We start from the raw sequence: 24666 nt of genomic DNA, 5'->3' as shown, positions 1-24666 counted from the left end.
TAATTCCCATGACATCTAAAATGCCGAATTTACTGCTGCTTGGTATAGATAGCTTACGTCGAGATCATATGAGCGGTTATGGTTATCACCGGCTGACAACACCGCATATTGACCAATATAGCCAAGGGGGCGTGCTGTTTGAACAGCATTTCTCCCCGAGTATTCCAACGACGCCAGGATATGCCTCCATGCTCTCGGGTATGGATTGCTTCGGGACGGACGTTGTCGCGCTGCGGCACGGCGGACCTGTTGGCGACCACGTCAAGATGCTCTCTGAGCTGCTGGAAGAGAACGGTTACAATACAACGTGTATCGGCTTCACAGGCAACCCCTCGGCACGCGGCTTTCAGAAATATATCGATTTCGAAGGGTGGGGACCTGACGAAACGGGAAGAAGCCCGAAAGCGGACAACTTGAACCGTGTCGCCATCCCGGAAATGAAGCGCCTTAAGGAAGAGGGTAAGCCATTTTTCCTCTTTTTGCGCCACATGGATCCGCATTCGCCTTATTTGCCGCCTAAGCCGTTTGAGCGGATGTTTTATGACGGCAATGAGTGCGATCCCGACAATCACTCTTTGGATGAGCTGTATGATTTTAAACCATTCGCTGACTACTTCAGCTCCTGGTTCCCTGAGGGATGTACAGACAGCAAATATATTGACGCGCAGTATGATGGCGCAATTGCCTATATGGATGCGGGTATCCAGTCCATTTTTACGGCGCTCGAGTCTCTTGGCATCGAAGATGAAACGCTAGTGGTCATCACCTCCGATCACGGTGAAACTTTAAATGAGCATGACTGTTATTATGACCATCATGGGCTGTATGAAACGAATTTGCGTATCCCGCTTATTCTGCGTTTCCCGGGTAAGCTCCCGGCAGGTAAGCGAGTATCCAGTTCCTCGCAAATTAAAGATGTGATGCCGACCATTGTGGAACTTTTGGGTATACCATGTGAGATTCCATTCGATGGCCGCAGCTTGATTCCGCTTGTGAAAGGCGAGGAGCGGGTGCCGGAAAGCGAAATGTACATTACGGAATGTACATGGATGCGCAAACATGGTTGGCGGACACCGGAATGGAAGCTGATTGTAGCGCTTGAGCCGGATCTGCATTTCAAACCTCCGGTGGAGCTGTACAATTTGGTTCGCGATCCTGAGGAGCTGCATAACCTGATTGATGAAGAGCCGGAAGTAGCGGCACATCTGATGAGCCGGTTAAATGCGCATATTGCGAAGCGGGAGCAAGAAACAGGGCGAGAGAATCCGATCTATACGAACTTGAATTGGCATGGATTAGGCTGCGGTCCGTTCAAAACCTCGCAGCAGGCCTTTGACTCTATGCACATCGGTTCGCCGAGGACGGCACGATCGCTGCAAACGAAAGAGAAGGAAGCCGAGCCAGTGGCAGCAGCGGAAGGGGAACCTGCAGAAGTGGAAGCCGACACGACATGCTGAGAATAGCCGTTGTAGGAGTTAATCACATTGGACGTATCCATTGCCGTTGTTACAAGGAACACGCAGATAGCGAACTCATCGCTATCTGCGATTTGAACAAAGAGCTGGCGGATTCCGTTGCTGCACAGTTTGGCGTGAAAGCCTATTATGATCTGGATACAATGCTTGAAGCGGAACAGCTGGATATTATCAGCGTGGCTACCGGAGGAATCGATAACGGATCTCATCACCGAGAGCCTGTTATGAAAGCCATTGCGGCTGGCAAGGATGTACTGGTCGAAAAACCCATTTCCAATTCGCTGGAAGAAGCCCGGGAAATGGTTCAATTTGCGAAAGAAAAAGGCGTTCGTTTCGCTTGTAATCTTAATCATCGTTTCACTCCGGCTGCCAAGAAGGCGAAGCAGTGGATGATGAATGGCGATATCGGCCACCCGCTTTTTGTCAATATGAAGCTGACAATCGGCAATCCGAATGAATCCAGTCCCTGGATCCATTTGCGCGCACTGCATCCGCATTCGCTCGATGTGATGCGTTATTTTGCAGGCGAGGTTCGCCGTGTTCAAGCTTTTTTGACGAAGGCTCCTGGTCGTACGGTGTGGTCAACGGCTTCCATTAATTTGGAATTTGCCTCTGGTGCGGTAGGCCATCTGCTGGGCAGCTACGATATGTTCGGCATTCATCCCATTGAGGCTTGTGAGGTCGCAGGCGATCAAGGCAGATTTGTGTTGGATAATGTTTATGAATCGCTTACGTACTATCCGCATCGTCAGGAAGACCTGCGGGTTTACCGGAATTCCATCATGAGCGGCATGCGCGGTTTCGAGGATACGTTTCGTCTTCGGCTGGATGCCTTCATACAGGAAGTGAAGGAGGGAGTTCCTCCTGAGCAAATCACTGCTTCCGGTGCGGACGCCTTGGCTGTTCAAGAAATCATTGAAGCGGCGATCCGTTCCCATTTGGCAAATGGTGCTGTAATCCCGATTTCCTAAAGACCGATCCGAAGGAGGAAGGTTATGAGTAAAGATGGAGAGGTACTGTGGTTCACCGGTCTCTCAGGCTCAGGAAAATCAACGACGGCTCGTGCCTTGGTTGAGCCACTTCGCGTCAGCGGCAGGAAAGTAGAGCTGCTCGATGGAGACGAGCTTAGGCAGACGATTTCCCAGGGGCTTGGCTTTAGCAGGAAGGACCGCATCACGAACGTTGAGCGTATCGTTTTCCTATGCAAGCTGTTATCGCGTAACGGTGTTACGGTTATCGTATCCGCTATTACGCCCTATGAAGAAATGAGAGCGCATGCCCGTGCCGAGCTGCCTGGTTATGTTGAAATTTTTGTGGATTGCCCCCTTGAAGAATGTGAGCGACGAGATGTGAAAGGGCTGTATGCCAAGGCCAGAAACGATGAGATTAAGCAATTTACAGGCATTGGAGATCCGTATGAAATGCCGGAGCAGCCGGACATCGTGATTCAAACGCATGTGGACGAAGTAGAGAGCAATGTCGCTTTAATCATGGACTATCTGATGACAAAAACAGGACGGAGTGAGGCCGTATGAACATTGTTTTCATCTCCATGGACACGATGCGCGCCTCCCGGCTGGGCTGTTATGGTTATCAGAAGCCGACTTCGCCTTACATGGATCAAATCGCGGAGCAAGGGGTTCTGTTCGAAAGAGCATATGCAGCAGATATACCAACGGAAGTGGCCCATACCGGTATATTTACGGGAAAAGTAGGGCTGCGAACAGGTGTCGTTTCACATGGTTCACCGCTCACCCAGCTGCCCAAGAAAGAGTCGTGGCTGCCTTCTCTTTTGCAAAATCAAGGATTTACAACGGCTGCAGTCGATAATTTGTATCAGTTAAAAGAATGGTTCGCGAGAGGTTACCGGTATTACATCAACTCGGTTCAAAAGACGCGCAGCATCGACGGCAAGTCGGTGAATGAGCTTGCTTTCAAGTGGATTCGCGAGCATAAAGAAGATGATTTCTTCCTGTTCCTGCATTATTGGGATCCGCATACGCCATACCAGCCTCCGTCAAGTTATGTGCCGGCTTTCTATGATCAGGGCCGAGACCCTTACGATCCGGCCAATCGCAGTATGGATGCCGCATATAATCATGCGGCTTATCCGTTTTTTAAGCATCATCATTATGACTTGCTTGGCCCTATTACGGATGCGGCGTACGTCAATGCGCTTTATGATGCGGAAGTGCGTTATCTCGATGATCGTCTGCGTGAGCTTGATGAGCTGCTTATTGCGGAAGGGGTCTATGACGACACCTTGTTGATTTTGTTCGGCGATCATGGAGAAAGCTTGACGGAGCACGATATTTACTGGGATCATTGCGGTTTGTACGAAACTTCGGTGCAAGTGCCGATGATCATGAGATGGCCTGGACGAATTCCGGAAGGACGCCGAGTTAAGGGCTTAGTTCAGCAGGTTGATATGCTGCCGACCATCTTGGAAGCAGCCGGTATCATGACACCGACGAATATTGATGGGCGCAGCTTGTGGCCGAGTATACGCGGGGAAGCGGATGGGACGCATGATGCCATCTATTTAAGCGAATGCGCTTGGCAAGCGAGCAGAGGGATTGTGACGAAGGATTATAAATTTATTCGCACACTGGATGCAGGACCTTTTGTCCGTCCGCCAAGGGAACTGTTCGATTTGCGTGTTGATCCGGATGAAACAGTGAATATCGCCGAAAGTTCTCCGGCCATTGCTGATGAGCTGGCTTATCAGTTAGACGAGTGGACGGAAAAAATGTTGAATGGGCGGGCGGATCCCATGCTGAAACAGATCGAAGTAGGCCTTCCATTTCGCAATCGGATCCATGAGATTTTGCTGCAGTATGGCTTGACATGGGATGAATGGATACAGGATCCTCGGCGAGACAGGTTCGACGAAGCTTCCGCAGCCAGGCATGCGGGGAGGTAATTATTTTGACGGAGATGGTTCAAAAGCCTAATATGCTTATCATTATGGTCGATCAACTGCGCTATGATTGCCTTGGCTATAGTAATCAGGCGCCTGTTTTGACACCTCATCTCGATAAGCTTGCGTCTGAGGGCATGTGGTTCGACCGTGCCTATAATCATATTCCCATCTGTGGTCCCGCGAGGCAGTCTTTCGTCTGTGGCAGGAGGGCTGAAGCCTTCGGCGGACTTTGGAACTTCTCTTTGGGGATGCAGATCGGCGCACTCGAGCCCACGAGCTACTCGTGGGCCCGTTCTTTGCAAGGGGCGGGGTACAGGAACGGCTATATTGGCAAATGGGATGTCCATCCGACCTATGATCCGACACATTATGGGTATGATCTATTCGTTTCCAGTGATGAGAAGTACCGGGAGCGGACAAAGGCGCAGTACCCGGAGCTGGCGTATACGGAAGGGTTCTTTGGCGAAATCGACCCTTTGCCGCTGGAGGATACGCGCACACACCAGACAGCCGCAATGGCCACGGCTTTGATGAAGCAGCTGTCGGAGGAGAGTGCGGGTTCACCTTGGCAGCTGCGGGTTAATTTCCAGGAGCCTCATCTGCCCTGCCGCCCGGTTGCCGAATTCGCCGCCATGTATCCGCCGGAGAGTATTCCTGAATGGGGAAGCTTCCGTGAAACGTTCGCGAATAAACCGTATATCCAGAGCCAGCAACTTAGGAATTGGGAGATCGAGCATTACGACTGGGCGGATTGGGCGCCGATCGTAGCTCGTTATTATGCGATCATTTCGCAGTTAGATGATGCGGTTGGGAAGCTGCTCGCGGGGTTAGACGCGCTCGGACAAAGTGAGAATACGGTTGTCATTTTCACAACCGACCATGGCGACATGTGCGGCGGGCACCGCATGCTGGATAAACATTACGTCCTGTACGAGGACGTCGTAAAGGTTCCACTCATTGTTAGATGGCCTGGAGTTATTGCCCCAGGCAGCCGCTGCGAGCAATTCGTCCAGACCTTGCTGGATTTGCCGCCGACACTGCTGGCCATCAGCGAAGCGGAGCCGTTAGTGGATCACCGGCTTCATGGGGAATCCTTACTGCCGCTGCTTCTGGGCGCTGAACCGGCGGGGTGGCGCGAAGAAGTTGTTGCCTCTTTCAATGGCGCACAATTCGGCCTCTACACGCAGCGAATGATTCGCACCCGGGAGTGGAAATACATCTGGAATTGTACGGATGTCGATGAACTTTACGATATGTATCATGACCCGCATGAGCTTCATAACGTGATTCATCATCCGGCTAACAAGACGGTTCTGGCCGAGCTGCGGAAGCGACTCTATCATATTTTGTACGAGGATGGTGATGGCATCGTGCAAAATGATTGGATGCGGGATCAGCTGCTGGAGGGGCGGAAGGGGTAGCGGGGAGGATATGCCCAGCTTGCTTATCTTTCATGGGTCTTATGGAGTTTTCATTGGACGAAATCCAATGAGGATGCCCTCCGTCGAGGGAAATTTTACTTGTCATTGGACGAAATCCAATGACATAACGAAGAAATCGCTTTATTTAACTCGAATGCCAGCCTCTCGTTGGATTTACTCCAACGAAAAGTACATTTGCACGTCCAATTTTGACATCTCGTTGGATTTCATCCAATGAATTGCCCAGGTTCATCTCTAAGATGAACCTATTTCGTCATGTTAACAGAGCTTAATCCCCTTTTGCGACAAAAAAGCGAAGTTTCGGTTCCCGAGCTGATTTCGGCAAAATAGCTGCCCTTTATATCCTTTTGCAAAAGGAATAGAGCGTTGCAGCCAGATTGTGTGCTTGCGTCAATAAAGAAGGACTATCCACAAAGTCATCAATGATGACCTTGTAGATAGTCCTTTTTGTTTACCGCTGTCTGGCCAGCTTCGTTACCCGGCCATCGGATATCCACTCAGCCAAGTAGACGTTGCCCTCGGAATCTACACAGATGCCGTGCGGGGAGCTGAATCGATCCGGTCGGTAATAGCTTTTGGGAAGATTCGGCCAACCTTGCTGTTTGTAGGCTTGTTGATCCTCGCCCAAGTGCGTGATCAAACGATCGTTTGCGTCCAAAATGGTCACCCGACTATGTAGATCGGGCAGATAGACCTCATCGCCGAAGAAATAAAAAGAGCAAGGAAGATCCAGATTATGCTCAACGAAACGTAGATGCTCCCCCTCTAGAGTGAAGACTTGAATACGGTTGTTACTGCGGTCAGCTATGTAGATTTCCGGTTGTTCTCCGCGCAGATTGATGGAGATGCCATGAGGCGAATTAAGCTTGCCTGGCTCAGATCCTTTTCCGCCCCACGAACGGATGTATGTGCCCTCTGCATTGTAATGATGGACGTAGGATTGGCCATAACCATCGGAAACATAAATGTCACCGTTAGGAGCGACACAAACATCGGTTGGCACATATTTGCGCTCGGCATCATACAAATCAGGCCGATCTGGCGGCGTAATCCGCAGGAGTACTTCACCGGATAACGTCGTTTTGACAATCATGGAGCGTTTGGTGTCTGCAAAATAAAGATACTGCTGTCCATCCGGGTCGCGATGCAAGTAAAAGCCATGGGCCCCGCCTTCAAATTCACTTCCCCAGGAGGTGAGAAAGGTGCCATTTTTGTCAAATACAACAACGGATTCTTTGCCAGTGTGATGAACATACACACGATCTTCATCGTCTACGACGATCCCATGGGTGTAACCATACTGGATATCTGGCGGCAGTTGGCCCCAGCCCTCTTGTACGGCATAAAGATGTGAAGCGTTTCCAATAATAAGCTGTTCAGACATATGAAACCTCCTTAGTGGTTGACAAGCTTCTTTACCATCATACATCATGCCCTTACAAAATAGGGCGGTTAATTTCTGATCGTTGAATTTTCTGTGAAAAGTGCAATTTCAGGTTGGAAATATCTAACGACTCGGAGGCTTGCTGACCTTACAATAAAGATATATCAAGCGAGGAGGAATCAATCATGCTAACACAAGAGCAGATCAAACAATTCGATGAATTGGGATTTCTGAAAGGCGATGTGGTTTTATCCGATGAAGAAGTGGAGCAACTGCGTGAAGAACTGGAAAACGTGATGGAAGGGAAATCTGTCAAAAAGCCAATCCTCAACCGAAATATGCTCGATAACTCCCATTACGGGATGACGATAACGAAGAAGGAAACGGTTGTCCAAATCGTGAATATATGGATGGCAAGCGACGTGTATTTACAGCATGCGTCCAACCGTAGAATATGCGAAGATGTGGCGCAGTTATGCCGTACGGATACGCTTCGGATCTGGCACGATCAAATTCAGTACAAACCGCCCGTCATGGGAGGACCGACACACTGGCATCAAGATCATCCGCTATGGCCTGTGATTCAACCCGCTGATCTCATCAGCGCCTGGGTTGCGTTGGATGATGCCGTCATAGAAAACGGCTGTATGTGGATGGTGCCGGGCAGTCACAAATGGGGCAACCATCAAAAATATTTAGGCTCGAACGATGAGTTCATGCCGGTTCACAAACAACCGGATTTGCTTCCTGAAGGGGCAAAGGTGGAAGCGGTCCCTTTTGAAATTAAAAAAGGTCAAGTCGGCTATCACCACTCTCTGACATGGCACGGCAGTCCGAATAACCGTTCAGAATTGAAACGCAGGGCGATTGCGGTTCACTATATGCCAGGTCATACGTATTATGCTCCGACAGGCGGCCATCCAATGGAACCTCATATTCATGTGGCGCCAGGCGAGATCATGTCAGGAGAAAGTTTCCCGGCGGTGTACCAAAGATAGAGGTAGCCCTTCGTTAAGAAAGGGGAACTGTTTTATCCCTCACCCGAAACTTACGCCTTTTCCAGAAATCAATGAAATGTTAGCGCAACTTGTTCTTGGCATCCTGCGTGTACTCGACCAGGACGTTGTTGGTGTCTATGTCCACGGTTCCTTGGCGCTGGGGGACTTCAATCGTGAAACGAGCGACGTTGATTTTCTAGTGGCAACTCGAACCGAACTGTCTGCGGAAAAGCTTCCAGCTTTGGAACAGATGCATGCCGAACTGCGGGACCAGGGGTTCAAATGGGCTTGCAACATGGAAGGCTCTTACATTTCGCAGAAATTGCTTAAGCGCTATGATCCTGAGCGGTGTTGGCATCCTGCATTACGCTGTGACGGCAGCTTTGGCGTAGACGGACATGGGAGCGATTGGATCATTCAGCGAGCCATCCTTCGTGAATATGGCCTTACGCTGCATGGCCCAGCGCCAGATATTCTGATTGATCCTGTAGCGCCGGCTGAACTTAAAAAAGCAGCGCAGGCGATTTTAACCGAATGGTGGAGCCCGTTATTCAAGGATGCGTCACGTCTTAATTCGAGTGAATATCAGGCGTATGCAATTCTTACGATGTGCAGATGCTTGTACACGATAGAAGAGGGGCTTGTCGCTTCCAAACCTGCCGCAGCCCAGTGGGTGCTAGACACATCACATGGAAGCAAGTGGGAGCTGCTGATTCGGCAAGCCCTGGCATGGCGCAATGGAGATGGGCTGAACGCAATCGATCAAACATTGGCTTTTGTCAGGTATACCCTTGAACGGGCTGGTAAGTAAAAAATCCCTTTTCCATCTGGCTATGGAAGGGGATTTTTACTTTTATTTTTACTCCATATGAAATTCTTTCATTTTGTTATAAAGGGTGCCTCGGGAAATGCCGAGCAGCTTGGCGGCTGCGCTTTTATTTCCTGCTGTCTTGGCTAGCGCTTCCTCAATGAGCATGATTTCTTCCTCGTCCGATACTTTCGTTTTCAACAACACGGCAGCGGAATCTCCTTCAAAAGAGGCGAGACTAGGCTGACCTTCTTGCAGGGCTGTAGGCAGGTGCTCAAGCTGGATGATATCCTCATCACTTAAAATGACGCAGCGCTCAATGACATTTTTTAATTCCTGGATATTTCCTGGCCAAGCATAGTTCGTGAGCGCCAAAATAACTTCCGGCGAAAGCACGGGAACGGGCTTTTGATAATTCAAAGAAAACTGCTTCAGATACATATGGACCATGGCGGGAATGTCTTCCGTTCGATCGCGTAAAGGCGGAATCCGGATGGAAATTACATTAAGCGCATAGTACAGATCAGAGCGGAATTCCTGGGTAGCCAGTTTAGCTGCCAAATCCTGCGTAGTTGCAATAATAATCCGCGTCCGAATCCGGATAGGCTGGCTTCCGCCCGAACGGATTATGGTGTGCTGCGTGATAGAGTGGTAGAGCTTGGCTTGAAGATCCAATGGAAGCTTTTCGATTTCATTAATGAATAAAGTACCGTCTTTGGCTTGTTCCAGCTTCCCGGCTTCCCCTGTTTCACTTCCTGTAAAAGCTCCACCTTGGTAGCCGAATAATTCGGCCTCTAGCAGTCCCGCGGGCACAATGCCGCAATTGAGTGTCAAAAAAGGATGCTCGGATCGCGCACTAGACTGATGAATAATATGAGCAAGCTGCTCTTTGCCAACGCCCGATTCTCCGATGAGGAGGACGGGTGTTTCTGTTGCGGCCACTTTTTTGGCCCACTGAATGACTTTGCCGATGGCAGGACCTTTGCCTTTGATTAACGTAAATAAATCTTCCGTTTGTTCTTTATTAGGAAGTCCGAAAGAGTCCGCTGCCGTCAACTGTTCATTTAACCTCACCAACTGTGTAATATCCTGTTCAGTCGCAATACCGCCAATGATCAGCCCTTGGGCGTCCCGAATCGGCGAGGCGTTGATAAGGACATGTGTGTCTGGGCGAGGTCGGTGATACGTATTTCGAATCATACGGCCTTCGTCCAAAATTTTGAGCACCATCAGCGTTTCCACGTCAAAATGCTCACCAATCCGCTTCCCTAAAATGTCTGCGCTCGGAAGCTGATAGAGCTCTTCGGCCACTGTATTCCAGTAGATTACAGAACCGTCTCTATCAACAACCGTGACTGCATCGGTAACGGTGTCAGCAAGGGCAGCGAAATAAGATGCTGATTTTTGCTGTTCAAGTGTTGCAGCATGCAGAAGATCTGATAAGGAGGAGTATCCCCGTATGTTTCCTTCTTTATCCTTGATCAGAAGAGGCCGGTTCGATGACAACGTCAGTGGAATGAGGCTTGCCAGGTTCCCGTTGTCGTCCCATTGCACAGATTCAGCAAGGAAAAAAGAACTCTTTTCCAACAGATCCTGGATGTTCGCAGCTGATAATGCAGGTAGAAGCGCGGCGTCCTCCGGTGTAAATAAACAGGTATGGCTGTCCGAATGCGCAATAACACCCGTGCCTTTATTTAAATAGAAGGAAACTTGCTCAAGCGTTGTTTCTATTGAAACAGTAACAATCGCGGTGTTTAACAGAAAGTGTTCATTTTTGAACATAGTCGACCTCATTTATGGAGCGTTGATTTGCTATAAATTTACCATGAAGCTAATGGCGATTCAACACGTTCTGGAAGGGCGGCGAGTATGATAGGAGTATAGTTGATAATGTGTTCAAAATTATGAAAAATATACACATAAACAAATAGTGTTCAAAATATAATTTATAGTGTACAATTAAAACATAAATTAAACACTATTGTACAAATTCCTTTGGAGGAATAACACAGATGGAACTCATGATGAGAAACATGTTTCAATCTTTAGGGAAGAGCCGCACCGCGAATCGCTTAGCGAAGCGATATGGTTTACGCTTTGGCGCCGCACGTTTCGTTGCCGGGGAAACCATTCAGCAATCAATCGAAGCTGTGCGCGGACTTAATCAGGATGGCAGAATTGCCACATTGGATCATTTAGGGGAGTTTGTTTTCAGTGAAGCGGAAGCCGTGGAATCGGCGGATATGTGTATCCAAACGTTAGATGCCATCGCTCAAGCAGGCGTCACCTCCAATCTATCTCTCAAAATGACCTCACTTGGTCTGGACATAAGCAGAGAATTGTGTGTAAGCAATATGAGACGAATTCTTGACCGCGCTCGGATGCACGGCAATTTTGTCCGGATTGATATGGAAGACTATGCGCACTGCCAAGTATCGCTTGACATCTACCGCGAACTTCGAAAAGACTACGACAATGTAGGAATCGTGATTCAAGCTTATTTGTTCCGTACGATGCAGGATATCGATGATTTGCATGAGCTTGGCGCCAACTTGCGTCTTGTGAAAGGGGCTTATAAGGAATCCCCACAGGTAGCTTTTCCAGAAAAAAGCGCTGTTGATGATAACTACAAAAAGATTATTCAAAAACATTTGTTAAACGGCCATTATACGGCGATCGCCAGTCATGATGAAGCGATTATCAATTTTACGAAGCATTTTGTTAAGGCAAACGGGATCTCGGGCGATCAGTTTGAGTTCCAGATGCTGTATGGGATTTGTGAAGACTTGCAGAAGCAATTAGTGAAAGAAGGATACCGGGTACGCATCTATGTTCCTTATGGTGTGGATTGGTTCGGTTATTTCATGAGAAGGCTAGCAGAACGTCCAGCTAATGTCTGGTTTGTTCTTAAAAATATGTTCAAATAAACTTCCCATTCGGAGAGGAGAAATAACATGACAACATTTACAAAGGTGAGCCCTTACGCGAACGAGCCGTTTACGGATTTTAACTTAGAGGAAAATAAAAAGGCCATGCAGGCAGCTATTTCGAAAGTGAAAGAGGAATTGGGCAGCGAGTATCCGCTTTACATTGGGACAGAGAAAGTAACGACAGAAGCGAAAATTACGTCCATTAACCCAGGTAATGTGGATGAAATTATCGGGTACGTCAGCAAAGCGGACCAAGCACTTGCTGAGAAAGCAATGAACGTTGCGCTTGACACTTTTGAGTCTTGGAAAAAAGTCCCGGCTAGAGAGCGTGCCGAGTACTTGTTCAAAGCTGCGGCACTGATGCGTGCTCGCAAGCATGAATTCTCAGCGCTGATGCTGCTGGAATCCGGCAAAAACTACGTGGAAGCCGATGTCGATACGGCAGAAGCGATCGATTTCATCGAGTTCTATGCGCGTGAAATGATTCGCCTGAGTGAAATCAACGAGACGCAGCCACTGGTCAAAATTCCTGGCGAAAACAACAAGCTTACGTATATCCCGCTAGGCGTTGGCGTTATTATTCCTCCATGGAATTTTCCGCTTGCAATTTGTGTTGGGATGACGATGGCGGCCGTTGTTTCCGGTAACACCGTTTTGCTTAAACCAGCTTCCACGACGCCGGTCATTGCGCATAAATTTGTAGCCCTCATGGAAGAAGTGGGTCTGCCAGCAGGCGTTATCAACTTTATTCCAGGCAGCGGTGCTGAGGTTGGGGACTACTTAACGACGCATCCGAAAACGCGGTTTATCTCCTTCACAGGCTCCAAAGAAGTAGGATTGCGCATCAACAAGCTTGCTGCTGACACCGTTCCAGGGCAAATTTGGATCAAGCGTGTCGTAGCTGAAATGGGTGGAAAAGACGGGATCGTCGTGGACGAAACAGCTGATCTTAACGCGGCTGCAGCGGCAATCGTGGCTTCGGCTTTCGGCTTCCAAGGGCAAAAGTGCTCCGCGGGTTCCCGGGCCATCATTGTAGAGTCCGTATATGACGAAGTGGTTGAAAAAGTAGTTGCCTTAACGAACCAGCTGCAAAGCGGTTTGCCGGAGCTTAATTATGCGGCAGGTCCGGTGATCGATAAAACTTCCTACGAGCGGATTCTTGACTACATCGAAGTTGGCAAAAGCGAAGGCACACTTCTTGCTGGCGGCGGCAAAGCGGAAGGCAACGGCTATTACATTCAGCCTACCGTATTCGGCGATGTGAGCGGTAAAGCACGCATTATGCAGGAAGAAATCTTCGGGCCGGTACTCGCCATCGCTAAAGCGAAGGATTGGAAAGAAGCTATCGCGATGTACAACGATACGGAGTTTGGTTTGACGGGTTCATACTTCTCGACAAACGAAGAGCGTATCTCCGAAGCGCTTGACACTGTACATTGCGGCAACTTGTACATCAACCGCAAGTGCACGGGTGCGCTGGTCGGCGTTCATCCTTTCGGCGGCTTTAACATGTCGGGAACGGACTCCAAAGCAGGCGGCTATGATTACCTGCTGCTCTTCACGCAAGCGAAGCTGACATCTCGCAAGGTTTAATAATGGGAAAGACGGACGATGTGTCCGTCTTTTTTTGTTTTTTGGGCGGTGTTTTCCCGCCCAGCGACTCCAGGGTGCCCTTTTACGAGGGGAGGGGAAGTTCCCCTCCGGTTCGCCAACTCCCACTATTCGCCGAAATAGTGGACTGTAGTTCCGCTCGTTGGCTCCGCAGCCAACTTAGCTCAATTGGTGATGTCGCACCAACCACTAGCCCCCTAATAAAGCCGAATTCAAAGCGGCGCTATGCATTCTCACCCACGAATATTCGCTTACCGCGCTCTTGAACAAGCTTAACTATGGGGGCTGGGATCCCCTCCCGTCGCCAATCCCCTCACTATTCAGCGAAATAGTGGACTGTAAATCCGCTATGTTGGCAGCACGGCCAACTTGGTGCTGGTGGTGAGGTTGCACACGTCTCCACCAAGCCCATCAGTAACACTGAATTCACAGCGCGTTGCGCATTCTCATTCAGCGAAGGGAACCCCGGGGCACTATTTCATCGAAAAGCGCCCTTTTACGCGCGGAGGGGAACTGGGGGCTCTTATTTCTTCATATTTGGCTAAAAACCAGCCAAATGTGAAGAAATAAAGCCCTGTAGTTCCCCTCCGACCACATAATCCCACTATTCCGTAGAATAGTGGACTGTAGATCCGCTAAGTTGGCCGCGCAGCCAACTTAGCTCAATTGGTGATGTCGCACCAACCGCTAGCCCCTAATAAAGCCGAATTCAAAGCGGCATTGTGCATTCTCACCCACGAATATTCGCTGATACCGCGCTCTTGAACAAGCTCAACTGTGGGAGGGGAATCCCCTCCGTTCGCAACCCCCCACTATTCAGCGAAATAGTGGACTGTAAATCCGCTATGTTGGCAGCACGGCCAACTTGGTGCTGGTGGTGAGGTTGCACACGTCTCCACCAAGCCCATCAGTAACACTGAATTCGAAGCGCGTTGCGCATTCTCATTCAGCGAAGGGAACCCCGGGGCGCTATTTCATCGAAAAGCGCCCTTTTACGCGCGGAGGGGAACTGGGGGCTCTTATTTCTTCATATTTGGCTAAAAACCAGCCAAATGTGAAGAAATAAAGCCCTGTAGTTCCCCTCCGCTGTCCGGTCGCCAACTCCCCACTATTCAGCGAAATAGTGGACTGTAGTTCCGCTATGTTGGCAGCTTCCTCCCACTAATCATTCAACCGATACGTGCGAGCGCGAGATTGCCCGCTCGAGACAACTAAAAGCTGCTTATCACACAAGTCATGCAAAATTTTTCTGGCATATTTGCTGCTTACTTGAAGATGAGAGGCAAGGTCGGAGGGGGAGAGGGGGCGCATCATTCGTCTTGCGAATCGAATTGCTTCGCTTTCTGCCCATGTGAGGGGTACCGAAGTATGGGCAGAAGAGATGAATATCCCCACTAAAGAAAGTATTAGCTGCTGACACAACTTTGGCGAATCCACAATCGACGGGTAAGCGATAGGCATGACCAACCAGCCGTCTAAGGCAAGATGGCAATGCCGCTGGCAGAGATCCTTGAACCGCCAAAGTTCAATATCTCGCGCATGCGTGCTGTAGCCTTGGACTTCGATCACTCCTCTGGCATCTCCTGGCATGTACGCAAAGTCCAAATACCGGTATCCGTTCGCCAGGTCACGCACTTCCCATTCCGGATACAAATGGTCAAAGTGTCCAATGATCGGAAACCATACCGCACGCAAAAATTCCATTTCCGCGTGTCCCAGTCCCTGCTCCAAGCGCTCTCGCCTGCGTTTATTGGTCTCCGCTGCAATTTGTAAGGCCATGAAATCTTCAAATGCTTGTTCAAATCTCATTATGAATTCCTGCTTTCTCCATTAGATTTTGGCTGTGATAAAACACAAAACGCCGCCTCCACCTGTTCGTACAGGAGAGAACTCCTGCGAACCAGATGAAAGCGGCGTGTGCTTCACGACCAGCTAGTACTATAAGTTTTAGTATAATGAAAACCCGGCCATTTCGCCAGTCTTTTTAAAGGAACTACAGGGCACTATTTCATCGAAATACGCCCTTTCCGCGATGAGTGGGAACTACAGTCCGTTATTTCCTCGCATTTTGACAGAAACCAGCCAAATGTGAAGGAATAAGGCCCTAAAGTTCCCCTCCGGTCACACATTCCCCGCTGTTCGATGGAATAACGGCCCGTAATTCCTCACCATGATTATGTATATGCAGTCGAGGAAAAGGTCCAAGCGTTTTCCTATGAACCAGCCCCACCACCCAACCAACGTATCCTAATCCCCGACATATTGCTCCCGAGGACGGGATTTGAGATAATGCACATAGGAAATTCATAGATAGGAGATGGTTATTATGTCTAAGTCCCAAAAAACGTTAGCATTTATTGGTTCCTATGCGGATTCAAGCAATCCAGGCGTGTATACCTGCCAATTTGGAGAAGGGAATGGAAGTCTGGAAGTCCTTCATGAAGTGGATGGCTTGCAAAATCCAACGTTTCTCTCTGTTGATAAAGAAAATTGGAGGCTTTACGCGATATCGGAAGGAACGGGTGCAAACGGTCAACGCTGCGGAGCGGCAAGCTCCTATGACATTGACACGGTCTCGGGGAAATTAACCTTTTTGAATAATGAGATTACGCTTCCAGCAACAACTTGTCATATCCAGCTTGATCATTCGAATCAAGTCGTTATGGTTTCGAGCTATCACGGGGGCATGGTGGGCTTGTCGCCTGTTCTGGCGGACGGACGAATTGGCGAGAATGCAGATATTCAGCAGCATGAAGGCTCCAGTCTTTTGGAGGTGCAGGATAGACCGCGTGCTCATTCCGTTTTCTTGGATCGTACGAATACTTATGTAGGCGTTTGTGATTTAGGATTGGATAAAATAAAGCTGTACAAGCTGGATATTGCTGCGAAAAAGCTGCATCCTCATAGTGAAGTGTCTGTCGCTCCAGGGTCAGGCCCGCGGCATTTTGCCTTTCACCCATCCTATACATATGGTTATGTCATCAATGAGTTAGGCTCAACTGTGACAGCTTTCAGCTACAAAGAGGAGCAGGGCGAACTTACTGAAATTCAAACGATTTCTACGCTGCCAGAGGCGTTCGAAGGTGAAAATGCTTGCGCGGATATTCACGTTTCTCCGGACGGCAAATATCTTTACGGCTCGAATCGCGGGCATGACAGCATAGTTGTGTATGCCATTGATGCGGATACAGGCAAATTGACTCCTGTTGAATATGCACCTACGCTAGGGAAGCATCCGCGCAATTTTGCCCTTTCACCGGACGGGGCGCATCTTTTAGTCGCAAACAAAGACTCCGATAACATCGTATCGTTCGCAAGAGATGCAGCAACTGGGAAGCTGTTGCCAACTGGAAGCGTGCTGACGCTGTCCAAACCGGTATGCATCAAATTTGCCACCATTGTAGGCTAACATGACACCGTACACGGAGCGTGTGATCGAAATTATCCGTTCTATTCCTGAAGGGAAAGTGATGACTTACGGGCAGATTTCGCGCCTTGCAGGAAGTCCGCGAGGAGCCCGGCAGGTCGTGCGAATCTTGCATGCCATGGGCAAGAAGTATAAGCTGCCTTGGCATAGAGTCGTGAATGCGAAAGGTGAAATTGCGATTCCAGATGATGAAGGAGCGGAGCTGCAAAGCTTTCTGCTTCAATCAGAGGGCATTGAGCTCATTGAGGATCGTTTAATCTCGCTGGAGCGCTATCAGGCACACATGGAAGAAAATACGTAATCTGTAACATAAGAAGCCTCATTTCTTGCCACAATAAGAAGTGAGGCTTTCGTACCGTGTAAAGCACAAAGCTTGGCATTATCGGGGGTTTATCATGAGTCAACATCAAGCGCTGCCTGTGGCGGTATACAATTTATTAACGATGCCGTCCAATCGTGCGCAGCGGCGGTTTGCATATATCATTGGGGTCCTAGTAACCCTTATCTCTTTGTTCTCAGTACCTTTTGGCCGCATTCAGCTAGGAGAAATGCCGGCTTTCCAGCCGGCTATTTTTTCTACGGTCGTTTGCTTTGAACTCATTACGGCTTACGTGATCTATAGTCAGTTTAAAATTTCCCGCCAACCCGCCGTGCTTGCTCTTTTTGCGGGTTATTTGTTCTCGGCGGGCATGAGCTTAGTTTACATCCTCGCGTTCCCCCGTGTTTTTGCTGACGATGGGTTGTTCAACTCGGGACCACAAACGTCCGTGTGGATGTATGCGCTTTGGCACATCGGCTTTCCACTAGCAATCCTGATTTATTTGCGGCTTGACGCCAAACCTCGAAATGTACGGTACAGTGCTCGCAAGGCAAAGATAGCCGGCTGGTGTACATTTATCGGTACAATCGTTTTGATGGCCGTATGCACGTTGTTTACAACGCATTTCGTCGAGCGGCTGCCAACCGTTTTGTCACAAGGACAGCTGTCTCCCACATTTGTTAAGCTTGTCGGGATACCAATCGTCGTGCTTACGTTCATCACATTGCTTGTCTTTTACATTCGGACTAAAGCTAGAACGGTAACCTCAACTTGGCTGTGCGTTGCAATCCTTGCGATGATGCTGGATGTGATCATTGTTCTTTGCGGAGGCGGACGGTTCAGTCTGGGTTGGTATGTGGCGAAGTGGAATTCCTTTGTATGCTCGAATGTTGTGCTGGCCGGCATGATCTATGAATTTACGAAAATGTACCTGAACATGGCGGACCTTTATAGAAAAGTCAAAGATAGCGAGTTTAGCTATAAAGTGCTCCTTGGGGAAAGCCAGCAAGCGGAAAGGACGATCTCCGAACAGAACACGATTATCGAGCAAATGCTGGAGTCCAGTCATGAAGCTATCATCATGTGTGATACCGTTGGCAGGGTTATTTTTGCAAACCGCCGTGTGGAGCTGTTTTTTGAAAATTCGATTCACAAAGGAGACTGTTTGTCCACGTATTGCGAAGGCATGCGAACGTCAGACACTGCTTTTAAATCCCTCGTTGAGGCCTATTTCAACCAAAGTATACCGCCTTTTTTGAAAAGGATCTCAAGAGTATCGCTTTCCGGTGAAATGAAGCATTATGAATGTTATGTCAATCCCATTATGAACGAGGGGGCTGACACGCTAAGGGGGCATTTGTTCGGATTCAGGGACCGGACCGAAGAGGAGCGGATCGATGAAATGAAAAATGAATTTGTCTCCATCATTTCCCATGAAATCCGAACTCCGCTATCTTCCATTATGGGATTTAGTGAGATTTTGGCGACTCGGAACGTCACGGAGGACAAGCGAGTCAAGTACGTAGAGACGATTCATAAGGAATCTATGCGGCTGTCCAATCTAATCAACGATTTTTTGGACTTGCAGCGATTGGATTCAGGACGGCAGGTCTTTCATTTTCAACCGCTCAACGCAGCTCATTTGGTAGGTGAAATCGTGGAGCAATGGCAGGGGAAAGACAATCATGAGATTGACCTGCATGTCCTTGATGATTTCCCTTTTATTCACGGGGACGAAGAACGTCTCAAACAGGTTTTTCATAATTTGATCTCCAATAGCATCAAGTACTCTCCTGATCGATCGAAAATAGATGTGTATGTGGAACGTGAGAATGGCCGTGTGCTCATCAAAATTCAAGACTATGGACTCGGCATTCCGGCCGATGCGTTGGATAAATTGTTTGCGAGATTTTACAGGGTAGACAATTCGGATCGCAGGAAAATCGGGGGAACGGGACTCGGGCTGTCTATTGTTAAAGAGATTGTAGAAGCTCATCACGGTAAGGTGTTGGTGGAGTCCGAGTTAGGCAGGGGTTCGATTTTTACGGTTCAATTCGATGAGCACATAGATAGGTAGCCTGCTTATAAAAACCTAAATGAATCTGGCCCCGTGCCAGGTTCTTCTCTTTTTCGCCCAAAAATAAGCAAAAACAAACAAAAGTGTTACAAAGTCCAACTGTCAGGAATAGACTAACTGTATCATAGGCCATAGGACAGGAGGCATTTCGATGAATGAAAGAACCTTATATCTATTCGATGGCATTAATAAAAGCTCTGTGAAAATGATTGTCGAGCAAATTATGAAAATAAACCAATTTGATGATGACAAAGATAAGAAGGAAAAAGATTTTAAACGCGTTCCCATCGATGTCATTATTAATAGCAACGGGGGTAGCGTCTACGACGGTCTAGGCCTCATTAATGTGATCGAAAATAGCAAGACACCTGTACACACCTACGTGTATGGACTAGCTGCCAGCATGAGCTTGCTGATCGCTGTGAGTGGCCACAAAAGGTATGCCGGCAGGCTCAGCACCTTTATGTATCATGCCGTTTCTACGCATATTGACGGTCATCTGGAGTATTTGAAGAATAGGGTGGATGAAACGCAGAGGCTGCAAAATATTTATGATGAATACCTTTTATCTAAAACAAAGCTAACCCAAGATGAGATCCTTCGTGTTCAGGAGCATCAACGAAATTGGTATCTGAGTCCTGAGGAGGCTTTATCCTACGGTGTGATTGATGAAATTGTATAGAAATTGGGGAGAGAAGCCTGGGGGATTCTCTTTTTCTTTGTTTTTTATCTCTTTTTGGTGTTTAATGAGAGAAAGAGAGAAGGTGGCAGCGACAGCTGCCGCCAAGTGCAAAGGAGACCCAACTGTGTATAAAATTGTGTTTTTTGATATCGACGGTACGCTTGTCAATGAGGAAAAACAGGTTCCAGCTTCCACAGTAACCGCTATTCACCAATTAAAGCAGCAAGGCATTGAACCGGTGATTGCTACCGGACGAGCCCCATACTTCATTAAGCCCTTGGCTGAGCAGCTCGGGATCGATTCCTATGTTTGTTTGAACGGCGGATATGCCGTGTATCGTGGGGAGCCCCTGTACAGACGCATCATTGCCAAAAGCAGCATTGAAGCTTTGGTCAAACTTGCCGCGAAGTATAAACATTCTCTCGTATTCGAGGGGGAGCATCAGTTTTTTACGGACACGGAAGATCATCCATTCGTAACAGGATCCGTTTCGTCGTTGAAGGTGGATTTGCCAGGGTATGACCCGGATTTCTGGAAAACGAACGATATTTATCAGATTTTCCTGCACTGTGAAGATACGGATGAACATTTGTATGAAGAGCTTCAAACGGAATTTAAGCTGATTCGCTGGCATCAGCATGCGATTGATGTTTTACCGGCTGGAGGTTCCAAAGCCCAGGGGATTGCAGCACTGCTTGAGCTTGTAGATATTAAACCGGAAGAAGCGGTTGCATTTGGCGATGGCTTGAATGATATGGAAATGCTTTCCTTTGTTGGGATGGGCATTGCCATGGGGAACTCCCACAAGGATTTGCTTCCTTATGCCGATCATGTGACGACGCATGTGGATGAAGATGGCGTTCGCAATGGACTTATAACAGCAGGATTGCTCTAACATCGAAAGAACAAGATCAGGGTGAAAACAAATGAGAATAGCTTTTTTTGATTCAGGAATAGGCGGAATTTCCGTCTTACACGAAGCCATGAAGCAATTGCCTCATGAAGACTTTCTTTATTTTGCAGATACGCTGCATGTGCCATACGGAACAAAATCGAAAGATGAAGTCCTTTCTTTTGTGAAACAAGCGGTGGAAACCATCAGCAAGGAAGAGGTTAATGCACTCGTTATTGCTTGTAACACGGCAACGAGCATTGCGATCTCAGAACTTCGCAACATCTACGAAATGCCGATTATCGGCATGGAACCTGCGGTGAAGCCGGCGCTTGCTATGAACCGTTCTTCGGGAAAAAGAGTGCTTGTGCTCGCTACGCCATTAACGCTCAAAGAGTCCAAATACCGGGAGCTTGTTTCCCGTATCGATGACATGCACATGGTGGATTCGCTGCCAATGCCGGAATTAGTTCAATTCTGTGAGCAATTAAACGTGGATAGCCAGCTAATTATTGATTATTTTCATACCCAGTTAGCTTCGTTCGACCTGAGTATGTATGGTACGTTAGTCCTTGGATGTACGCATTTTCCCTTTTTCCGAAGCGTATTGAAAAAGATTCTACCGGATCATATCCAAATTGTTGATGGAAGCGCAGGGACAGTGAACCGGCTGACTCAGCTGCTAAGTGATCGAGACCAGCTTCTTGGCAAAGGACATTCCGATCTGAAATGGATGTGCTCGGATGGTAATCCTGAGTACTTGGAGAAGATGCGGAAAGCACTGGAGCTTTTTGAAGTCGTTGGGGTATAAGAGTTGAATAGGAGAATAGCAAAAAAGGGCTGTCGTCCAGTAGATATATCTACAGGGAGACAGCCCTTTCGTGTTAACTAGACTATACGCGAATCTCAAGCAGTTCGTAGGAGATAACACCCATTGGGGCATTGACGCTGATTGTATCGCCAACTTTTTTGCCCATGAGCGAGACGCCAAGCGGGCTTTCGTAGGAGATTTTATTTTCATTGACATTTGCTTCAGAGGTACCTACGATCTTGTATTCAATTTTCTCGGCGAATTCTACATCATTAAGGACTACAGTCGATCCTACTTGAACGGTAGATGTATCCAGATTCGTTACAACGCGCGCCTTTTTTAACATTCTTTCGATGGTTAAAACTCTCGTTTCCATGAAGCCCTGCTCTTCTTTGGCTGAATGGTATTCGCTGTTCTCTTTCAAGTCACCGTAGCTAATGGCTGTCTTAATCCGGCTTGCCAATTCTTTGCGTTTAACGGTTTTCAGTTCCTCAAGCTCGAGTTCTAAACTGCGTAATCCTTCGGGAGTTAGGATGATTTCATCATTGGACATTTTTACAGCTCCTCATGTATTCGATACTTGTTATAGTACTAAAGTAGCGAGGTCAAGTAAAGTAATCGTAAAAAAGCAACTTATTAACCAGGAGAACGTCTAAGTTATGGAAGTATTTTCCTTTAAATCGAGTGCGGAAGCGGTGAGTTTACGATGATGAAAATAAAGCTGTTCACATTCACGGTTGTTGCAGCAGCAATGGGTTTGGCTGGCTATGTGTCCCAAGCAGCTGCGGATACAATTTATGGAGGTTCTTTTGCTCCAGAGGGGCTTCGATTCCCGGCCGAGATAGAGCTGCTGGCTGACACACCTTATTACGCTGCGGCGGATACGTACAACACGGATCCTGAAGGAACATTTGCTCCGCAGACCGTGCATGTACTGAAAACCGAAAGCGCCTGGTCGATCGGCGAGGCGACTTGGAAAATCGAAACCATGTTCGGACCCCGTTGGATCAGGCCAAAACCTTGGGAAATCGAGATTGCACCGCCTAAGCGGATCACGCTTTTAGATGAAACACCGCTTTATCGCAGTCCAAGCACGAAAAATGATTCTGTTGCCGCTTTATCCCCCCAAGAGGTGGAAGTGACAGATGCTGAAAAGATGTGGTTCTATACCAACGATCCCAACCGCAAATCTTGGATTAAGGTGCATACAAATTGGTTAGGCGATCTATGGGCGTTTATTCCAATTAATCAAATTGGCACTGTTCACGACGTTCATCGCAAAGCACATTATAATAATCTTCCCGTAAAAAGCGACCTTGGCGCGGCAATGGGCATAGGTCAGCAGCAGATGGACTGGTCTTCGACGACAGCTGGAGATTTCACGATTCTCCATGAATTTACAACGATATATGATCGCGCTTTCGAAGTTCAAACCAATCAAGGGACAGTCTGGACGCGGGACAAAGGAGTGACCATTCTTCCGGCAGATGAAACACTGAAAATTGTGCGAGAGACACCGTTATTCCCTACTGTTTTCGCGGGGGTGGCCAAAGAAGATGCGGTGCTTAAAGACGAGATGGTCACTGTTTTTGAGAAAATCGCAGAACCCTTATGGACGGGGAGAGGTCCATACGAAATTTGGCATAACAGCACCTGGTATCATGTACGTTCCTCGAAGGGAACAGGATGGATTAACAAGCTGGTCGGAGAACCGGAGTCTGCCGTACCTGTTCACTGGAAGATGTTGGTTAGGGATGCAAGAGAACTGTCGCAATATCCGGAAGTGCCGTTTACCGACACGACATTGCTGCTGCGTAATCAGACAGTGGAAGTGACAGAAGCTTGGAATCCGCCGAATGGCGGATCTATGTGGCTGAAAATACACGTTGATAACCGAACGGGGTGGATTCCATTCTGGAACGGTACGCAGGATACACTGTGGGATGAGGATTCTCAAACGATAGCTCATGTTGCCAAGACGGAGACGAATGGTGTGAATATTCGACCGACTGGCACAGGAGATTTACAGCTTAACACGGGTGTAAGGATAGGCTACACGGACAAAGGCGAATCTTATTTAAACGTGAACGAGCTGGCCGATCTGTATCACTATGAAGTAAGCACCGCTTCGGGTAAGAATGAGATTACGCTTACCAAGGGCGATTACTCCTTTGATTTGCAAGCAAATCAAGCCAGTGCTGCTGTGCATTGGCAAGAAGAGGCAGGTGGGAACGTGCCTCTGGATAAGCCTGCTCAGCTTATAGAGGGAGGCTGGTATTTAAATTTAACAGATGTGCTGGAACTCTTTGGGTTAACGCAAGTAGTTGCCGGAAACGAGTACAGTTTGTTTGAAAAAAACTATACCGTAATGGCCGAAAACATTCCGACAAGTGTAAAGAGCGGACGGCTGGAACTACAGGCATTCGTGAATGACTGGACCAGCAGGGAAGATTACGATGCCGGGCAAATGCCGCTTCAACTGAGCATCGAAGAGGGAGAAGACCGCGGAGGAATCGAGCATAATTCCGTGAACAAAGGAATTGTGAATCAGCCGGATCAAAGTTCAGGTGTTGCATTGTTTAGCTTGAAAGCATCACGTCCGTTAGCAGTTGGGACACATCAACTCGATGTTGTCTTGCGCATAGGCGAAAGAATCATTTGGAAGAAAAGTGTTGAGATAGCGGCTAAGTAACCTAAACATGCAACCCAGTTCCTGCGGGTTGCATTCTCTTTTTGGAGGCATGAGAGGAACCACAGTCCGCTATTTCAGAGAAAAGCGGTGTTTTGGCGGCACCGCGTGGAACTACAGGGTACTATTTCTTTGCGTTTTGCTGGTTTATAGCCAAAAGCGAAGAAATAGCGTCCCCTGGTTCCCCTGCGCGCGCAA

At 48.2% G+C, this 24666-nt stretch carries 20 protein-coding genes; 16 read left to right on the top strand and 4 right to left on the bottom strand.

From position 1 onward, the window contains the following. Window positions 1-8 precede the first annotated feature (8 nt). The 5 genes from GON05_RS22650 to GON05_RS22630 are packed head-to-tail and all read left to right on the top strand — an operon-like array spanning window position 9 to window position 5819. A complete protein-coding gene (locus GON05_RS22650) occupies window positions 9-1457 on the top strand; it encodes a sulfatase family protein (RefSeq protein ID WP_157321996.1) in 1449 nt (482 codons plus the stop codon). After that, window positions 1451-2446: a Gfo/Idh/MocA family protein gene (locus tag GON05_RS22645; protein ID WP_157321994.1), complete on the top strand. Its 996-nt coding sequence runs from the start codon at window positions 1451-1453 to the stop codon at window positions 2444-2446. The genes GON05_RS22650 and GON05_RS22645 overlap by 7 nt, the downstream gene beginning before the upstream one ends. 24 nt (window positions 2447-2470) lie before the next feature. Beyond that, complete coding sequence (cysC, locus tag GON05_RS22640) at window positions 2471-3010, top strand: adenylyl-sulfate kinase (protein WP_127450158.1); 540 nt, start codon at window positions 2471-2473, stop codon at window positions 3008-3010. After that, on the top strand, window positions 3007-4398 hold the full coding sequence (locus GON05_RS22635; RefSeq protein ID WP_157321992.1) for a sulfatase family protein: 1392 nt from the start codon (window positions 3007-3009) through the stop codon (window positions 4396-4398). Before cysC ends, GON05_RS22635 begins: the two co-directional genes overlap by 4 nt. 14 nt (window positions 4399-4412) lie before the next feature. Next, window positions 4413-5819: a sulfatase family protein gene (locus tag GON05_RS22630; protein ID WP_246239345.1), complete on the top strand. Its 1407-nt coding sequence runs from the start codon at window positions 4413-4415 to the stop codon at window positions 5817-5819. A 472-nt stretch (window positions 5820-6291) separates the two neighbouring features. On the opposite strand, the gene GON05_RS22625 is transcribed toward GON05_RS22630, so the two are convergent. After that, the gene (locus GON05_RS22625) at window positions 6292-7224 is read right to left on the bottom strand and encodes an NHL repeat-containing protein (RefSeq protein ID WP_157321988.1); all 933 of its coding nucleotides are present in this window, start codon (window positions 7222-7224) and stop codon (window positions 6292-6294) included. Between the two features lie 185 nt (window positions 7225-7409). Here GON05_RS22625 and GON05_RS22620 point away from each other — a divergent pair, with 185 nt between their 5' ends. Beyond that, window positions 7410-8222 (top strand): phytanoyl-CoA dioxygenase family protein, encoded by an 813-nt coding sequence (locus GON05_RS22620; protein ID WP_127450145.1) that lies wholly within the window; start codon window positions 7410-7412, stop codon window positions 8220-8222. A 76-nt stretch (window positions 8223-8298) separates the two neighbouring features. Further along, the gene (locus GON05_RS22615) at window positions 8299-9033 is read left to right on the top strand and encodes a nucleotidyltransferase domain-containing protein (RefSeq protein WP_181646176.1); all 735 of its coding nucleotides are present in this window, start codon (window positions 8299-8301) and stop codon (window positions 9031-9033) included. 48 nt (window positions 9034-9081) lie between these two features. Here the strand turns inward: GON05_RS22615 and GON05_RS22610 are convergent, their stop codons facing one another. After that, window positions 9082-10812, bottom strand: a complete 1731-nt coding sequence (locus GON05_RS22610) for a sigma-54 interaction domain-containing protein (RefSeq protein ID WP_157321984.1) — start codon at window positions 10810-10812, stop codon at window positions 9082-9084. A 230-nt stretch (window positions 10813-11042) separates the two neighbouring features. On the opposite strand from GON05_RS22610, the gene GON05_RS22605 reads away from it, so the two are divergent. Further along, window positions 11043-11957: a proline dehydrogenase family protein gene (locus GON05_RS22605; protein ID WP_157321982.1), complete on the top strand. Its 915-nt coding sequence runs from the start codon at window positions 11043-11045 to the stop codon at window positions 11955-11957. Window positions 11958-11984: 27 nt separating this feature from the next. Then, a complete protein-coding gene (gene pruA, locus GON05_RS22600) occupies window positions 11985-13553 on the top strand; it encodes an L-glutamate gamma-semialdehyde dehydrogenase (protein WP_157321980.1) in 1569 nt (522 codons plus the stop codon). A gap of 1179 nt (window positions 13554-14732) precedes the next feature. Here pruA and GON05_RS22595 read toward each other — a convergent pair. Next, on the bottom strand, window positions 14733-15380 hold the full coding sequence (locus GON05_RS22595; protein ID WP_157321978.1) for a transcriptional regulator: 648 nt from the start codon (window positions 15378-15380) through the stop codon (window positions 14733-14735). 517 nt (window positions 15381-15897) lie between these two features. Here GON05_RS22595 and GON05_RS22590 point away from each other — a divergent pair. The 6 genes from GON05_RS22590 (at window position 15898) to murI (ending at window position 21779) form a co-directional block, all read left to right on the top strand. Further along, window positions 15898-16980 carry a lactonase family protein gene (locus tag GON05_RS22590; RefSeq protein ID WP_157321975.1) on the top strand — a complete coding sequence of 361 codons (1083 nt, stop codon included), beginning with the start codon at window positions 15898-15900 and terminating at the stop codon, window positions 16978-16980. A gap of 1 nt (window position 16981) precedes the next feature. After that, entirely contained in the window at window positions 16982-17299 is a 318-nt protein-coding gene (locus GON05_RS22585) for an MGMT family protein (protein ID WP_157321973.1), read from the top strand. A 94-nt stretch (window positions 17300-17393) separates the two neighbouring features. Beyond that, window positions 17394-19394: an MASE4 domain-containing protein gene (locus GON05_RS22580; protein ID WP_157321971.1), complete on the top strand. Its 2001-nt coding sequence runs from the start codon at window positions 17394-17396 to the stop codon at window positions 19392-19394. A gap of 151 nt (window positions 19395-19545) precedes the next feature. Next, window positions 19546-20076, top strand: a complete 531-nt coding sequence (locus GON05_RS22575; RefSeq protein ID WP_157321969.1) for an ATP-dependent Clp protease proteolytic subunit — start codon at window positions 19546-19548, stop codon at window positions 20074-20076. Next, a complete protein-coding gene (locus GON05_RS22570) occupies window positions 20063-20971 on the top strand; it encodes a Cof-type HAD-IIB family hydrolase (RefSeq protein ID WP_246239287.1) in 909 nt (302 codons plus the stop codon). Before GON05_RS22575 ends, GON05_RS22570 begins: the two co-directional genes overlap by 14 nt. A 31-nt stretch (window positions 20972-21002) precedes the next feature. After that, window positions 21003-21779, top strand: coding sequence for a glutamate racemase (gene murI, locus GON05_RS22565; protein ID WP_157321967.1), 777 nt, complete (start codon window positions 21003-21005; stop codon window positions 21777-21779). Between the two features lie 82 nt (window positions 21780-21861). Here murI and greA read toward each other — a convergent pair whose 3' ends face one another. Continuing rightward, entirely contained in the window at window positions 21862-22332 is a 471-nt protein-coding gene (gene greA, locus GON05_RS22560) for a transcription elongation factor GreA (protein ID WP_127450125.1), read from the bottom strand. Between the two features lie 153 nt (window positions 22333-22485). Here greA and GON05_RS22555 point away from each other — a divergent pair, with 153 nt between their 5' ends. Beyond that, a complete protein-coding gene (locus GON05_RS22555) occupies window positions 22486-24471 on the top strand; it encodes a stalk domain-containing protein (protein ID WP_157321965.1) in 1986 nt (661 codons plus the stop codon). Window positions 24472-24666: the final 195 nt, after the last annotated feature.

Source organism: Paenibacillus anseongensis (genome assembly GCF_009757995.1).
Taxonomy (GTDB): Bacteria; Bacillota; Bacilli; order Paenibacillales; family NBRC-103111; genus Paenibacillus_E; species Paenibacillus_E chondroitinus.
This window is presented reverse-complemented; position numbering and strand designations above follow the sequence as displayed.